This is a genomic window from Acinetobacter sp. ANC 4470 (genome assembly GCF_002135335.1).
Lineage (GTDB): Bacteria > Pseudomonadota > Gammaproteobacteria > Pseudomonadales > Moraxellaceae > Acinetobacter.
On the sequence record NZ_NEGC01000001.1, the window covers coordinates 623090 to 638897 of the forward strand.

Below are 15808 nucleotides of genomic sequence, written 5' to 3' on the forward strand. Positions count from 1 at the left end.
TTTATTGTCCTAGATGTTTTTGAAATATGCTGACTTGTTTTATTAATTCAGCCTCGGTAAATGCACCAGTTAAACGTAAACCCCGAATTTCCTGCTGCTTAAGATCTAAAAATAAATAGGTCGGTGGGCCTAAAATATCCCATTGTTTCAATAAAGCCTGATGCGTTGCATCATAATCACTCAAATCCAGTTTAATTAAAAAATAGGGTGCTATTGCGTGCTGAACTTGAGCGGATTTTAAAACACGATGTTCAATCGGCTGACAGGCGATGCACCAATCTGCATAGACATCAATAATAATAGCTTGATTGGATGGGGCATTCGCTAATAAGGTCTGAAATTCAGTCGCAGTTTTCGCGATATGCCATGTCGCTTGCGTGTCGCTTTGTTCAATAAAAAAACGCTGACTTTGTTGATATTGACTATATGCCAAATAAGGAACCACGATCAGCAATGCTAAAATATACAGCCATTTGAACTGTGTTTTTTGTCCAATTAAACGAGTGAACACATAAACAATAAAACTTAATCCTAAAGCTAAACTTAACCATTGCATCCAAGCTTCAGACATTAAAGGACGAATAAAATACAGCGCTAAAGCCAACATAATAAAGGCAAACAACACCTTAATTTGGTTCATCCACAGTCCAGCTTTAGGCAGTACTTTTGCCCCCAAAACACTCGCCAACAGTAACGGTGTTCCCATACCAAAGCCCAGTGTGAACAGTAATAGTGCACCCTGCCACTGACTTTGTGTTTGAGAAATAAATAATAACGCTCCTGCCAATGGTGCCGTCATACAGGGACCGACCAACAAGGCAGAAATCATGCCCATGATGGCAGCGCCAATTAAGCTACCGCCTTTTTGTACTGACTGAGCCTGATCTAAACGATTCACCAAAGCTTGCGGTAATTTAATTTCAAACAGGCCAAATAAATTCAAGGCGAATAGGACAAAGAGCACACTAAAAGCAATCAACGTTGAAGGCTGTTGTAACCAACGCTGGAAATTCAGCCCAGCCGAGGATGCAACTAAGCCCAAAATGGCGTACACCATCGCCATACTACAAACAAAGACCAAAGCAATCATCCATGCTTTTAAGCCTTTACTATCCCGTACAATGAGTGAGGTCAAAATAGGTAACATAGGCAATGAACACGGCGTAAAGGCCAACAATATGCCTAAGCCAAAAAACAACACTAAGCCATAAAATAAAGAGCTTTCTGCTAATTTTTCTGACCACATTTGATCTTGAGCGGTATCAAGAGCCGCAGGTTGATCAGTTGTACTTAAAGGCGTATTTTCAGCGCTAAAATTCGGCTGACCACTTGTATTGCTATTAGATATTTGGGCAAGATCGAGTAAGCGTTTACTTGATTTAGCCTGATTTTGCAGTAGAACCAAACTATCGACATCGGTCTGAAATTCAATGGTTTGTGGTGGATAACAAATCCGGTCTTGGGCGCAGCCCTGCCAAGTCACCTGATACGTTTTTGATGCTTCGGTTGCAATATTAAATTGCACATGCTGAAAGTAAACTTGCGTATGACCATAATTTTCATCATACAAATCCGTTGCCAGAGGTAACTTTAAAGCCAGTTTTTGTGTACCTTGCTGGACTTCAAATTTGTGCTGATATAAATAATAACGCTCGGGCATGTTCCAACTAAGCTGTGCTTCATGCTCACGATTAGATTCAACCGTAAAAGAAAAAGCATCTTCTGCGGAAAGTAATTGATCTTGTGCTTGTAAGGTCATTGAAAACAATAAAATGACACTACAAATGAATCCACTGATTGCAGACTTGCCGAAAAACTCAAGATCTTGAAGATGCTTTTTCATAGGATTTTATATTTTTAATTAAAATAAGAAGGATACGCCCAAACCTGATTGATAGCTTTTATCGTTACCATTCAAGTCCACACCCACGCTCGCGTCTAGTTGCATACGCTCATTTAGTGCATAAACAACACCCGAACCCAATGAATATTGGTAAGGCTCACTTTCTGCTTTGCGATAAACCAACTCAGAAAAACCTGACCATTTGTCGGCAATTTTATATTCAATGGTCGGTACAGCAGTCACAGCCCAACTACTGTCTTGTACTTCGTAACGCATGGTAATGGACGTCGAAATTAAATCACTCAGCTCATAAGCAACCACAGAATTGAGACTGTAAATATCGTCATCATTACTAAAGCCATCATTGCCAGTCGCTAAAATTGCTTCTGCTAAAACAGCCATCGAGAGCTTATCATCATCTAAATTAATGGCTTTTTTCACACCAATGCTGATATCACCCAAACCATCTTCTTCAACCGACTGACCTGCACGTTTGACTTTTGTCCATGCTGGGCCTTGCCATCCCAATTGCAATTCAAGGTCTTTAGCCAAACCTGTACGCAACAACATATCACCATTTAAAGTGACCGTTTTTTGCTTTTCACCATCTACCATCGTTTCGTTGTAACTAGCACTGGGTAAAGCTTGTTCCCATGCCAACTTCCCGACGGGTGTAATCCCTGTGCCCATACCTGCGCCAGGGCGATCAAAGGAAAAGTCGGCAGCCATCGCATCCATGCTTAAAGCTGCTGCAAAAATAAAACCTGCTGTTTTTACTGCTGACATTTTTATCTCTCTATTCTGTTGGTTCTTTTATACGAGTTCTTTGCTCATTTTAGCCCCGTGGCTACGAAGCAATTCTAAAGTTTGCTTTTCTTCAGCCAATGCTTCTGACCAGTTAATTTCATCAAAATCACAATCAAAGAATAAATCACTAATTGAAGATAAAATGGTGAGACCTTCTTCATCTTTACTATTTGGATCAACATTTTCTACTAATAAACGCTGCACCGCAGGGACACACGCTGAACTTGCAGCATCCCATAATGGACCATACAGCTCTTCTGCATCCCATAAATGTAGATTTACTTTGGCTTGAATCAGTGCATCTAAAATTTCAATATGCACAGCCAAACGCTGTTGTTTTTCTTGTTCAGATAGTGGCGTACCCGCTTCATGTGCTTCACAAATGTGTTCCCACCATTTGAACAAACCATCTGACCAGACAGAAATAGCAGGACCTTTTTCAAGATCGATAAAGTTAGGATCAAGACCTTCTGCTAAAAGGCGTTGCACTTGAGCAAAGTCTAATTCTTCTATGGCTTGTACAAAGACTTGTTGTTGCGCTGTTAACATGGAGAAAGCTCTCTTCAATCAGTTTTAAACTATTATGCCGAATAAACGGTCATTTGTTTTGGGTAAATGGATAACAAGCATCTTTTTATTCTTTTTTCATGACATTGCTGTCTTGTTCCAAAATAAAAAAAGCTCCGAAGAGCTTTTTTTCTGTCTAATTTAAGCAAAATTTTGCTTAGTCGTCATCGACATCATCTGCACCATTTGCATTACTTGTTTCCGCAAATTCAAGTGCTCCACCACGTGGGTTCTCTTTCTTTTCAAAGAGATGTTCAAGACTTCGTTTTAAACGATCTATCGCACCATGAATAGCTGTATCGATATTATGACCACGATGATTCACAACCACAGGTTTCAAGCCTGCTGGACGTGCTTCAATCATACAGTTAATATCGTCTGCCCCACCTTTGGGACCATTTTCATCACTCAAATGCACGGAAAAATGGGTAATACGTTCACTGTGTCGCTGGAATTCTGCATTCAGTTCTGCACGAACATAAGTAATTAAACGTTCACTATTTTGAATGTTTTTATCAGTACGGATTTCAATGTTCATATAATATCATCCTCTTTATTCGAATCTTTTTTTGTGCAAAACTTCTTATCTTGGCACGTTTAAACTTGCTGTAAAAACAGCGCGAAACATCTTCAACTTAGTTTGGAACGAATTCCTCCACATTGAATGATGAACACTTTTGAGTCTGCAGAATCGTGTCCTTATGCCTTGAATATAAGGGGCTAAGCGAAGCATATGCAAGTAGTATTTTGATATTTTTTGCAATTCCATATAGTAAATATGTGATTCAACTTTATTGCTTAAATTATTTGATAAATCTCATATTATTTTTTTCTCACTTAAAACTGCACGGCACCTCGTTTTATGGATTTTATTCATATATGTTTTTAAGTATTTAAGCTGTACTGTCATTTTAATCATCGAATATTTTAGAAAGTATATTATTTTTAGGTCATTGATCAATTTTGGCTTTATTTTTGCTTAAGAATCTGTATGCTTTGTTTGCTTCTCGGGGGAGATATTTTTTAATGAAACTTACACAAATTTTTGCTACATGTGCGCTTGCTTCAACTGCTGCACTTACTCAAGCTGCACCAATCTGGCAAGATTTCAGCGTAACGGGGCTTTATGGTGAAAATTACAAATCACCATTTGTTACTGGTGATGAAGAAATTAAGCAAAGTACTGTAACATTTGAATATGGTGCAGGCTTTAAATATGGTGATTTCTTTGCCTTTGCTGACCGCTCAAATAACGATCCTGATGGTAACGAAACTTACTTCGAAGTATCGCCACGTTTAAGTCTTGGTGCTATTTCAGGTCAAAAGCTTGCCGTAGGTCCAATTAAAGATGTTTTAGTTGCAACCACTTGGGAAGGTGGTGAGGGTTTCAATAACTACCTATACGGTATTGGCTTAGACCTTGATATTCCATATTTCAAATATGCTCAGTTGAATTTCTATAAAGCAGACAACGACAAAAAAATGACCGAAGATGATTACCAAATGACATTTGTCTATGGTGTTCCATTTAAAGTCGGTGCTGAAGACTTTTTGGTTGATGGCTTCTTAGATTGGTCTACTGCTGAAGATGATCACGCTAGTGAATTGAACTGGACAACTCAGTACAAATGGAATGTAGGTAAACACATCTCTCCAGATACACGTTTATATGTCGGTATCGAGCACTCTGTTTGGAACAATAAATACGGCAATAAATCAGGCGTAGATCAAAATGACGTAAGTGCATTGGTTAAATACCACTTCTAATCCGTTATTTTCATGTCAAAAAAGCAAGACTTCGGTCTTGCTTTTTTATTGCCCTAAAATAGAATTATTCCTACAATAAAGCCTTTATTCATTCGGCATATGTCATGGACTTTCTCCTCCGTTCCGCTCAAGTATCAGATCTAGAACAAATTCTGGATATTTATAATGCTGAAATTCTAGATGGAACTGCGAATTGGAATAATACGAAAAAGTCTAGCGATGATTTTCAAACATGGTTTAGTCACTTAATGACGCAACAATTTCCACTCTTTGTCGCTGAACATATCGCATCGAAGAAAATTGCTGGCTACGCTGATTATTCTGCTTTCCGTCAAATTCATGGCTTTAAGCATACCGTTGAACATTCTGTCTTTATTCATCCAGACTTTACCCGTCAAGGTTTAGGCAAAGCCTTAATGCTGAAACTGATCGATCATGCACAGCAACATCATATCCATGTCATGGTGGCTGCAATTGATCATGACAATAAAGCCTCTATTGTATTGCATGAAAAGCTAGGTTTTATTCAAACGGGTTACTTGCCACAAGTGGGGAAAAAATTTGGACAATGGCGGGATTTGGTTTTGATGCAACTCACTTTTGATTAGCCTGCTACTACTCTAAAATTCGCTACTATCATGGTTAAATTTTTTTATTTACTACTAAATAAATGATATTTATATGTTTTAATAATAAATACTGTGAATAAACTTCATTATGGGAATTTTATGGCAAAGTTTTTAAACACCAGTGCGACTAATTTTTTCTTAGAAGAACTCATAAAAAATGCAAAAGAACGCCTTATTTTGATTAGTCCTTACTTAAGACTTAATGATCGAATTAAAGAATTACTCGAAGACAAAAATCGTTTGAAAATTGATATTCGTATCATTTACGGTAAAAGCGACTTACATCCTGATGAAATTAAATGGATGCAAAAACTTGATTATGTCCGTTTAAGTTTTTGTAAAAATTTACATGCAAAATGCTATATCAATGAAGACAGTTGCATTATTTCCAGTCTCAACTTATACGAATTCAGCCAAGTAAATAACAATGAAATGGGAGTATTAATTAAAAAAGAGGAGGATTCAGAAGTCTTTAAAGATGCTTATGAAGAAGCTCAACGTATTATTCGTATCAGTGATGAAGTCCGAATCTCTTTAGATGAAGTAAAAGCAGAAACTGTTGAGGAAAATTCTAATGAACTTTCTGAAAATGCAAGTAAATTGACTTCTTCAAAACTTGCAGCTAAATACAAATTAAAAACGGCAGAATTACTTGACCAGTTTGTAAAAAAAGGCTTTTTGGATACAAATGACACAGGTAAACATTATTTAACAGAACAAGGTAAAGCTGTTGGCGGTGAGTTCAAATCTAACCAATATGGCGGTTATTTCCTTTGGTCAGAAGAAATAGAATTCTAATAAAAAAGCCCTTTTCAGAGCTTTTTTATAATTGATATTCTAAACACTCAAATCGGCTAAATTACCTTTTTGTTCCAACCAATGTTTACGATCACCTGCGCGTTTTTTTGCTAACAACTTATCCAGTAAACTCGAAGTAAAATGCGCATCGTCTAAATCGAGCTGCACCAGACGGCGCGTATCTGGATCTAAAGTGGTTTCACGAAGCTGACTGGCATTCATTTCACCCAAACCTTTAAAGCGAGTGATTTGCGGAGACTTGGTCTTGGCTTTCTTTAAAGTTGCTTGTAATTCAGCCTCATCTAGCGCGTAATGCACATCTTTACCGTCATCTATACGGAATAAAGGCGGCATGGCAACATATAAATGCCCTGCTTCCACCAAGGTCGGAAAATGTTTCACAAACAAGGCGCACAATAATGTCGCAATATGTAAACCATCCGAGTCGGCATCGGCAAGAATACAAACTTTGCCATAGCGCAGTTCTGAAAGATCATCACTGCCTGGGTCTACACCAATGGCAATCGCAATATTATGTACTTCCTGCGAGGCAAGAACTTCATCAGATGCCACTTCCCAAGTATTTAAAATTTTGCCACGAATCGGCATAATCGCCTGAAAATTTTTGTCCCGTGCTTGTTTGGCTGAACCACCCGCAGAATCCCCTTCCACAATAAACAGTTCAGATTCTTCCAAGGTATGCCCAACACAATCGGATAATTTGCCCGGTAACGTAGGACCAGCAACAATCCTTTTACGCTCTACTTTTTTGGCAGCTTTTAAACGACGGCCAGCCTTCGCAATCATCAACTCAGCAAGCTGCATCGCAATATCAGAGTTTTGATTCAACCATAGTGCAAAAGCATCTTTGGCAATATTCAGTACTATACCCGATGCTTCACGACTGGAAAGACGTTCTTTGGTTTGCCCCGAAAATTGCGGCTCTTGGAATTTTAACGATAGAATATAATTCACTCCATCCCAAACATCTTCCGCAGACAATTTTAAATTACGCGGTAACAAATTACGCAGTTCACAAAATTCACGCATCGCATCGGTCACACCTGAACGCAAACCATTCACATGCGTACCGCCTTGTGCAGTTGGAATCAAATTAACATAGCTTTCCTGAACTTGCTCACCACCTTCAGCATTCCAGCAAATCGCAAATTCAGCACTGGCCCGTTCAGCTTCACCCGTTGCTACAAATGCAGGATACGGAATAATGTCGCGATCCTGCAATTCATCCATCAAGTAATCAACTAAACCATTTTCAAATTGCCATTCAATTTTTTCATGATTAATTTGATCGAAATAAATAATTTGTAAGCCTGCGGCTAACACGGCTTTGGCTTTTAAATTATGTTTTAACGCTTTTAAAGAAAATTTAGGTGAATCAAAATATTTGGCATCTGGCCAAAAATGAACCGTGGTTCCTGTAGCACGTTTCGGAGCTTTGCCTTCCAGCACTTCAAGCTGCGAAACAGGTTCACCATGCTCAAATGCCATTTGGTAAAGATTACCATGACGCTGTACTGCAACTTCGACTCGATTTGACAGTGCATTGACCACGGAAATACCCACACCATGTAAACCACCAGAAAATTGGTAATTATCGGTGCTAAATTTCCCGCCTGCATGGAGCTTAGTCAGAATAATCTCGATCCCACTTTGACCATATTCAGGATGAATATCCACGGGCATGCCACGACCATTATCTTCTACCGCCAAAGAACCATCTTTATAGACGGTTACGGTAATTTTATTGGCATGTCCTGCAAGTGCCTCATCCACTGCATTATCAATTACTTCTTGTGCCAAATGGTTTGGACGAGTGGTATCGGTATACATGCCGGGACGACGACGTACCGGATCTAAACCAGATAAAACTTCAAGTGATTGAGCCGTATATTGAGACACGTTGTACTGTTTCCTTATTTAATACAATCCGATAAAAACTGTAATGCCATCGGTATTTTGTCTGCGAAATTATCCATTGCATGATTGCCATTCGCTTCAGTAATGATCATCGACTGATGTGAGGCGTTGCTATAATAACGTTGTGCTTCACGATAATCCAAAACTTCGTCATCTTGTTGCAGTAACACTAAAATTTTGTCTGCATCTTGTACAAATGGCAACGCCATCTGCTCAAGTTGATCCAGTTGTGTCTGATCTAAAGTCCATTTGGTATTCACCACATAGGGCAACTCACCGCCAAATAAATCATGAAATAATTGCCATGGTCGCATAGCGGGATTAATTAAAACAGCAGGCACGGCATGTTTTGCGACCAACTGTGTCGCATAAAAACCGCCTAGACTACTCCCCATTAAGACCACTTGGTCTAAACATTCAATCATCTCTGAAACATGTGCCAACACCTGTTTTGGTGGCATATTTAAATTAGGCAAATGAACTTGAACATTGCGCTTATTTTGACAAAATGCTTGAATGCATTGCCCTTTAATCGATAAAGCGCTACTTTGAAATCCATGCAAATATATGATGTTCATTGCTTTTTATAATATATCGGTGGGTTTAATTTAAGCCATAAAAAATAAAATACCTATCGCAATTTTATTTTAATGTATATATAACAGGAATTGTCAGACAAAAAAATGGAAACTTAAGGTGCATCATCGTTATTGTAAAAACTATTCGAGATGAATCATATTAGATTAAAAGTAAAGAATTTATAACGTAAGCTTAAGAAAAAATAAAGTGCCTCAGATGCAGCGCCATAAAAGGATAGGATAAAATGCCAAGCTTAACACCATTGCATGAAACCTATTGTAAATGGGATCGTACACCACCAAGCCAAGCCGATGTATTGGAAGGACTTGCTCAATTGGTGACGACTCGTTTAGGAGATGTGGTGCAAGATCTTATACAAGCGATTCAACGCGAAATTTTGACCAGCTTATTTGGGATGAGTGAACAACGCTCGCAAAAATTACAAAAAATCCCCTATATTGACAAACTGTACCAGTTTGCCTATGACAGCTTACTCAATTATGGTCATTACTTACTTGCACCTAGTTTACGTCAAATTATTGAAAAATATCCCCAATTACATGAAAAACCACTCACACCTGCATTGCATGTTTTAATCGGGGCTTTAAACGGGGTGCTGGGTGATTATTTATTAAAATATCAAAACCCACTTGCACTTTCAATGGTGCTTTACGATCACTACGGTGCGCTTCAGCACGGTGAACTATCTGGTCGTATTGTCATTTTTACCCATGGCTTATGCATGAACCATTTGGACTGGTCAACCCGTCAATACGGCGGTATTGGTGAGAAGTTATTGGCTCAGCGTGACCATAACACCATGCTCTATTTAAGCTACAATACTGGACGTCGTATTTCTGCCAATGGTCGTAGCCTTGCCAATACCTTAGAAGATTTGGTTCAGCGTAATCCACTGATTACTAGCATTGATTTAATTGGACATAGTATGGGGGGCTTAGTGTTACGTAGTGCCTTATTTTATGGCAAACAAAATATACATCAATGGATACACCTAGCTGAAAATCTAGTCTGCTTAGGTTCACCACATCATGGTGCAGTTTTAGAACGTTTTGGGTTTATCTTACAGGATCGACTGGGGCACTTTCCCTTTGTAAAAATCATCCGGCATATTGTCAATATTCGCAGTAATGGCATTCTGGATTTACGTTATGGCAGCGTACGTGATGATGATTGGGAACATAACCCTGCCCGAATTGGCGGTATGGATGATAATCGTAAACCTGCGCCATTACCTTCGCATATCAATACCTTTTTGATTGCAGGATCGGTGACCGATGAAAATAGGAAAAATCGTCACTTCGGCATGTTAGGTGACTATTTAGTGAGTATTAAAAGTGCTTTGGGAGAACATCCCAATCCACGTTTTCAATTGAAACTGCCTGAATCGCATAAAGCTATTTTCTATGGTCTCAATCACTTTGAGATTCACTATCACTCAAATGTAGCTGAACAAATTGCGAAATGGTTTTATCCACCTCCTAATATGCCAATCAAAGAACAGGTTCATGAATATAGGATGCAGTTAGAAGATTTATCCAGCATCGCACCCACTTAAATGAATCATAAAAAACCACCTTTCGGTGGCTTTTTTTTATAAAAATTTTTACTTCTTCTTCATAGCTTTAGGCTTGGCCGAAGCATAGTTACGCAATAATTGCCACAAACTAATCAACACCAATACCGCAAAGAATAAGAATGACCAAACAGGCAATGATTGCCCTAAGAAGCTCCAATCAACCAGTGCACATTCACCAGAACCAGTTAAAACTTGTTGGAAAACCGATCTTAATGGCAAGGTATCTAACCAATAATCTAAACCCGGACCACAGCTTGGCACTTGATCAGGCGGCAAGTTTTGCAGCCAAACATGACGTGCTGCCACACCTGCTGACCAAAGAATAGAAAGCATGCCTAAAAAGGCATACACGCGTTTCGTAACATTTGAACTCGGATTATGAACAAAGGCAATAAAAGAAATAAGCCCTAAGCCAATCAATCCAACGCGCTGAAAGACACAGAGTGGACAAGGCTCAAGACCTTGTACATGTTCTAAATACAGCGCAAAAGCCATACCAATGACACTGGCTAGAAACAAAAAACCACTCACGAAGCGATAACCCCATTGCATGGCAAACCCTCTTAATTTTTATCGATAATCGGCAAGATATTGCTCAAAACTGAGGCTGCTATCTTGTTCAAGTTGCTGCTGTTGTTGCAATGACTGCACAGCTAAATCATCAAAATACGATAATGTATCTGGGCTTAATGTGTGCTGCTCATAGCTCATGGCATGTTGTAGTGCCATCACACTACCAAAGCCCCATGTACCGCCATTTTCTAAAGTATCGGCAATCACTTGTGCAGACAACGTTTCATCTACTTCATCAATACGTTTGAGCATCAACGCCAAGGCGGCTGAATACAGACCTGTGGTATAGGTTGTGTCTAGTAAATCAGCCAAAGGTTGCATTGCTGTGACTTGCATACAGCTCCATGCTTCAAGAGCATGTTCACCGCTCGCATCAATAATAGATGCATTTGGTGCACGACCACGATTGACGACCTCTATTTGATTACGCTCAATTTGTTCTTGTTCTTCATCTAATAAATCAGGGCTATCTTGTAATAAACAATGCAGCGCTAACACTTCCAAGAATGCAGCTGTGTTTTCATCTATGCCAATCGGACTATACGGATTCACATCTACTGCACGTAGCTCAACGTAGCCGACCCCACGATTTTCAAGCGCTTGCGATGGCGTTTCACCCGCTTTAGGCACTTGTTTCGGACGGACTAAACTATAGTATTCATTTTCAATTTGCAGCACATGATCATTAATTTGAATCGGCTCACCCTTTTCATCCGTTAAACCTAAATGGCTAAACGGTGCATAAGGTGTTTTTACCGCTTGCTGCAAACCGTCTAAATAACCCGACATGGTATTGTAGTGAATACCCAGTTGTTTCTGCGCTGAATTTTGATAGCCAAAGTTGCCCATGCGCAATGCTGTGGCATAAGGCAGAAATAGCGTGCCTTTGAGTAAAGGCAATAAATGATGCTCGCGTCCGGTCATAAAACACTGACACACGGAAGGACTAGCACCGACCAAGAACATCACCAAAGGCGTTAAACGAATAAAATTACGAATTAAAGCAAAATAACGATGACTACGATAATCCTGCAAACTCAAACTTTTTAAAGCGTCATCACTCTCATGCTGTTGTAGTGCTTCAAAGACTTGATCAGGGAAAGATAAATTATAATGCACCCCTGAAATGGTCTGCATACGGCGACCATAACGCACACCTAAACCATGACGATATAAGGTCTTAAAACGTCCAATATTGGATGTTCCGTATTGAGCCAAACGAATGTTTTCTTCTCTATCATCCAACATGCACGGCATCGACAACGGCCAGAGCTTTTCACCATTTTCTAAATGACGATGTGCAATCGCGTGAATATCTGCTAAATAATGTAATGCTTTTTTGATGCTGTCTTGTGGAGGGGTAATAAACTCCATCAAGGCTTCAGAATAGTCAGTGGTAATATGCGGATGTGTTAAAGCTGACCCGAGTGCTTTTGGATGCAATGCTTGCGATAAAAAACCATTACTTTGCATACGCAGGCTTTCACGTTCAATACCGCGCAACATGCCTTTAAATAGCGAAGAATCCACCCAAGTCGGTAATATCGCTTGAGAGGTCGATTCGGGTTGACTCATTACAATCTCGCTTATCGGAAGATAACTACTAAAATAAAATCATCAGTTTACAGCAGTATAACGTGATTTAAAGCAGTCACATTACACGCTGTACAGTTTTCAAGCAAAATCTCAATTTTATTTCTGGCAAATTTTTATCACAAAGTTACTCTACAAGACATCTAAATTTTGTGATTGTATTGAATAATAAATGCTAAAGAATTGTAAATATTATGAATTATTCAGATATTTTGGACTTTTGGTTTCATCCAGACACTCAACCATACTGGTTTGCAAAAAATGATGATTTTGATGGATTAATTCATCAAAAGTTTCATGACATACATCATCAAGCCACACAAGTTGAGCTATGGTCTTGGCGTAAAACCGCTGAAGGTCGCTTAGCTGAAATTATTGTACTCGACCAATTTTCGCGTAATTTATTTCGTGATCAGGCGCAAGCCTTTGCCCAAGATGCTTTAGCCTTGGCACTTGCCCAAGAAGCCATTGAGTTAAATTTAGATCAGCAATTAAGTCCAGAACAACGTTCTTTTTTATATATGCCCTTTATGCACAGTGAATCGAAATTGATCCATGAATTCGGGTTAAAATTGTTTCAACGACTGAGTAACCCCATGAATCTGGATTATGAGAAAAAGCATAAAATCATTATTGACCGCTTCGGACGCTATCCGCATCGTAACCAAATTTTAGCGCGGACCTCGACTATAGAAGAGCTGGAATTTTTAACTCAACCCAACAGTAGTTTTTAAGGATTTATTGTGTCTCCTCCCTTGCACAATAAGTTCAGTATGGAGGTTTAACATGAAGAAGAATATTATCGGTTTAACCATGGGGCTCGCCATTGCCCTATCTGGCTGTGCCATGTCGCCTTCAAAACCACTGACTTTCGACCAACTCGGTCAATTCAGTCAGACCCCTTTGAATGCACAATCTTATCGCATCAGTTTTCATGCACGTTCCAATATGAGTTTTGGTACAGCGGAAGAAATCACCTTGGTCAAAGCAGCGCAAACCACGCTACAAAATGGCTTCCGCTATTTCAAAGTGCTAAATGATCCGAGCAATGTCAACCAACCACCACGCAAAGCAGTGGTCTATTCAAACCCAATGCACTATCCATACAGTTATCATCGTCGTTATCCAGGTTACTGGTCTGATCCATTTTATAATATGCCACAAGTGGTCACAATTGACCCTGTACAAGTTTCCTATACCATTGAATGTTATAAAGATCAGAAAAAAGCACCGGACGACGCTTTTGATGCTACTTTAATTTTACAATCTTTGGGTCAAAAATACGGACTTAGCCCGACAGGACAAGTCTTAACACCGCAAACACCGACAACAACAAAATAATCATGTGCCACACATAAAACAGGAAACTTGCATGACCACAGCGGAAGTAGAAAACACTCAAAGTTTGCACCGCAGTAAACGCCTTGCCACCATTGCCTTAGTCATGGCTGTGATCACATGGTTAATCCTGATGGTGGTTGCCAAGTTTCTTCCTGAATATGTGTGGCTGATTCACATTTTGATGCTCTCTGCTGAAGCAGGAGTCGTGGGTGGCTTAGCAGATTGGTACGCCATTACCGTGTTGTTCCGCAACCCGTTTGGGAAAATGCCCATTCCTAAATTTTTACTTGATCACACCGAAATTATTCCACGCAATAAAGCACGTATTGCAGAATCGATGGGTCGCTTTGTGCAAGAAAACTTTTTATCTCCACAAGTGGTCGAAAGAAGCCTACAAAGTACCGATATCAGCCTTGCTGTGGGGCAATGGTTGGCAAAACCAGAAAATAATAGCCAAGTTACGCAGCTCATTCAGCAAACAGTACCAAAGATTTTTGAATTTATCGGACAAGAACAAATTGGACGCTTTATTCAAAACAATAGTGTGCAATGGGTACGTAATACCCAAATCAATACTCTCGCCAGTGAAATGCTACGTGCTGTTTTAGAAAATGATTTTCATCAAGATGTATTACAACGCGGACTCGACTTAGCTCATGAATGGATGCTTTCGCATCCAGAAGAAACCCGTGAACTGACCCGCAGATTATTCAAAGAGCTAGGCGTATTGAAATTAGCTAAAGGTGCCAGTTGGATCGGTATTGATGTGCAACAACGTACCATTGATTCATTGATAGAACGGGTGGAATCCATGCTGGCCGATGCCCAGCATCCTTGGCGACAACAGATTGAAAAAATGGGCCATCAACTCATGTTGGAGTTGGCAGATGATGAAAGTAGTGCCAGTTATCGCTTAAATAGCACCAAAGATGCCTTACTCGATAGTCCACAAGTGCTGAATTTTATCAGCGGTGCCGTGGTGATTTTATGTGATGCGATTAAAACTGACTTACTTAAAGCCGATTCAGGCATTGCACAAAATCTCCGTGTCGCCATTCAACAAGTCGGTGAAAATATTATTTCCAATCAAGCAGTGCGTGATCTGCTCAATGAAAAAATGAGTGGCATTGCCATCAATTTAAGTGACCAATATAGTGAAAAAGTCATTCGTTTTATTAGCGAGCGGATTCATGAATGGGATTCACGAGAAATGATCGACAAAATTGAAAATGAGGTCGGTGGTGACCTGCACATGATCCGTGTCAATGGTGTGGTCGTGGGTGCATTTATTGGTTTGGTGCTTGGGATTATTCGTGCCTTGGTTGATTTAGTGCTTTAAAATGTGTTGCAGATAAAGAACGTCATCTTCTACCCACACGCAACCTGCGCTATGAGTTGATTTACTTCGGTGCATTCGGATGAGGCATATCAACCAGTTTACTGGTTAATTTACGGACTAGTGGCAAAAGAGCCAGAACAATAGGGAAAGCAAAAGCCCAAGAAATCATCCAATTATGTAGCCATAAATTGATAAAACCATCAATCCAGCCCAAATTACGCAGCATATTAATAAAAGAAATAATACCACTCATTAGATAAGATAAAATAAACGGCATCACCACCGTGGCCCATTTTGCAGGCAGTTTAGGAATATTGCCGATAATCATAGGGCGTTCAGGTTGCATATGCTCGACTCGGGTCTTTTTTGAAGTCCTCTAATATGCCACAAATCATGCTTTTCTGAATATTTTCCTTGTTTTACCCCCTTCTGCTCTC

General features: G+C 39.5%; 16 protein-coding genes. 7 read left to right on the forward strand and 9 right to left on the reverse strand.

Going from position 1 to position 15808, the window contains the following annotated elements:
* Nucleotide 1: 1 nt before the first annotated feature.
* The 4 genes from dsbD to B9T25_RS02830 all read right to left on the reverse strand — a co-directional run bounded on the left by dsbD (nt 2) and on the right by B9T25_RS02830 (nt 3755).
* On the reverse strand, nt 2-1843 hold the full coding sequence (gene dsbD / locus B9T25_RS02815) for a protein-disulfide reductase DsbD (protein WP_086186944.1): 1842 nt from the start codon (nt 1841-1843) through the stop codon (nt 2-4).
* Between the two features lie 18 nt (nt 1844-1861).
* A complete protein-coding gene (locus B9T25_RS02820) occupies nt 1862-2629 on the reverse strand; it encodes a transporter (RefSeq protein WP_086186945.1) in 768 nt (255 codons plus the stop codon).
* Nucleotides 2630-2656: 27 nt separating this feature from the next.
* Nucleotides 2657-3199, reverse strand: coding sequence for an ankyrin repeat domain-containing protein (locus B9T25_RS02825; protein ID WP_086186946.1), 543 nt, complete (start codon nt 3197-3199; stop codon nt 2657-2659).
* A 175-nt stretch (nt 3200-3374) separates the two neighbouring features.
* Entirely contained in the window at nt 3375-3755 is a 381-nt protein-coding gene (locus tag B9T25_RS02830; protein ID WP_086186947.1) for an HPF/RaiA family ribosome-associated protein, read from the reverse strand.
* 488 nt (nt 3756-4243) lie between these two features.
* Here B9T25_RS02830 and B9T25_RS02835 point away from each other — a divergent pair, with 488 nt between their 5' ends.
* The 3 genes from B9T25_RS02835 (at nt 4244) to B9T25_RS02845 (ending at nt 6411) form a co-directional block, all read left to right on the forward strand.
* Complete coding sequence (locus B9T25_RS02835) at nt 4244-4984, forward strand: outer membrane protein OmpK (RefSeq protein ID WP_086186948.1); 741 nt, start codon at nt 4244-4246, stop codon at nt 4982-4984.
* Nucleotides 4985-5088: 104 nt separating this feature from the next.
* Nucleotides 5089-5592 carry a GNAT family N-acetyltransferase gene (locus B9T25_RS02840; RefSeq protein ID WP_086186949.1) on the forward strand — a complete coding sequence of 168 codons (504 nt, stop codon included), beginning with the start codon at nt 5089-5091 and terminating at the stop codon, nt 5590-5592.
* Between the two features lie 120 nt (nt 5593-5712).
* Nucleotides 5713-6411 (forward strand): phospholipase D family protein, encoded by a 699-nt coding sequence (locus tag B9T25_RS02845; protein ID WP_086186950.1) that lies wholly within the window; start codon nt 5713-5715, stop codon nt 6409-6411.
* A gap of 39 nt (nt 6412-6450) precedes the next feature.
* Here the strand turns inward: B9T25_RS02845 and parE are convergent, their stop codons facing one another.
* Entirely contained in the window at nt 6451-8331 is a 1881-nt protein-coding gene (parE, locus tag B9T25_RS02850) for a DNA topoisomerase IV subunit B (RefSeq protein WP_086186951.1), read from the reverse strand.
* Nucleotides 8332-8345: 14 nt separating this feature from the next.
* Nucleotides 8346-8927, reverse strand: a complete 582-nt coding sequence (locus B9T25_RS02855; RefSeq protein WP_086186952.1) for a YqiA/YcfP family alpha/beta fold hydrolase — start codon at nt 8925-8927, stop codon at nt 8346-8348.
* 245 nt (nt 8928-9172) lie between these two features.
* Between B9T25_RS02855 and B9T25_RS02860 the strand changes: the two genes are divergently transcribed.
* Nucleotides 9173-10504, forward strand: a complete 1332-nt coding sequence (locus B9T25_RS02860; protein ID WP_086186953.1) for a hypothetical protein — start codon at nt 9173-9175, stop codon at nt 10502-10504.
* 48 nt (nt 10505-10552) lie between these two features.
* On the opposite strand, the gene B9T25_RS02865 is transcribed toward B9T25_RS02860, so the two are convergent.
* Together B9T25_RS02865 and gshA are read right to left on the reverse strand one after the other, a co-directional pair.
* The gene (locus tag B9T25_RS02865) at nt 10553-11077 is read right to left on the reverse strand and encodes a disulfide bond formation protein B (RefSeq protein ID WP_086186954.1); all 525 of its coding nucleotides are present in this window, start codon (nt 11075-11077) and stop codon (nt 10553-10555) included.
* Nucleotides 11078-11095: 18 nt separating this feature from the next.
* The gene (gene gshA, locus B9T25_RS02870; RefSeq protein WP_086186955.1) at nt 11096-12673 is read right to left on the reverse strand and encodes a glutamate--cysteine ligase; all 1578 of its coding nucleotides are present in this window, start codon (nt 12671-12673) and stop codon (nt 11096-11098) included.
* A gap of 212 nt (nt 12674-12885) precedes the next feature.
* On the opposite strand from gshA, the gene B9T25_RS02875 reads away from it, so the two are divergent.
* From B9T25_RS02875 to B9T25_RS02885, 3 genes are read left to right on the forward strand one after another with little or no spacing between them, the layout of a single operon-like run.
* A complete protein-coding gene (locus tag B9T25_RS02875) occupies nt 12886-13425 on the forward strand; it encodes a DUF924 family protein (RefSeq protein WP_086186956.1) in 540 nt (179 codons plus the stop codon).
* 52 nt (nt 13426-13477) lie between these two features.
* Complete coding sequence (locus B9T25_RS02880; protein WP_086186957.1) at nt 13478-14032, forward strand: CC0125/CC1285 family lipoprotein; 555 nt, start codon at nt 13478-13480, stop codon at nt 14030-14032.
* 31 nt (nt 14033-14063) lie between these two features.
* Complete coding sequence (locus tag B9T25_RS02885) at nt 14064-15371, forward strand: DUF445 domain-containing protein (RefSeq protein WP_086186958.1); 1308 nt, start codon at nt 14064-14066, stop codon at nt 15369-15371.
* 61 nt (nt 15372-15432) lie between these two features.
* Here B9T25_RS02885 and B9T25_RS02890 read toward each other — a convergent pair whose 3' ends face one another.
* A complete protein-coding gene (locus tag B9T25_RS02890) occupies nt 15433-15717 on the reverse strand; it encodes a DUF2798 domain-containing protein (RefSeq protein WP_086186959.1) in 285 nt (94 codons plus the stop codon).
* Nucleotides 15718-15808: the final 91 nt, after the last annotated feature.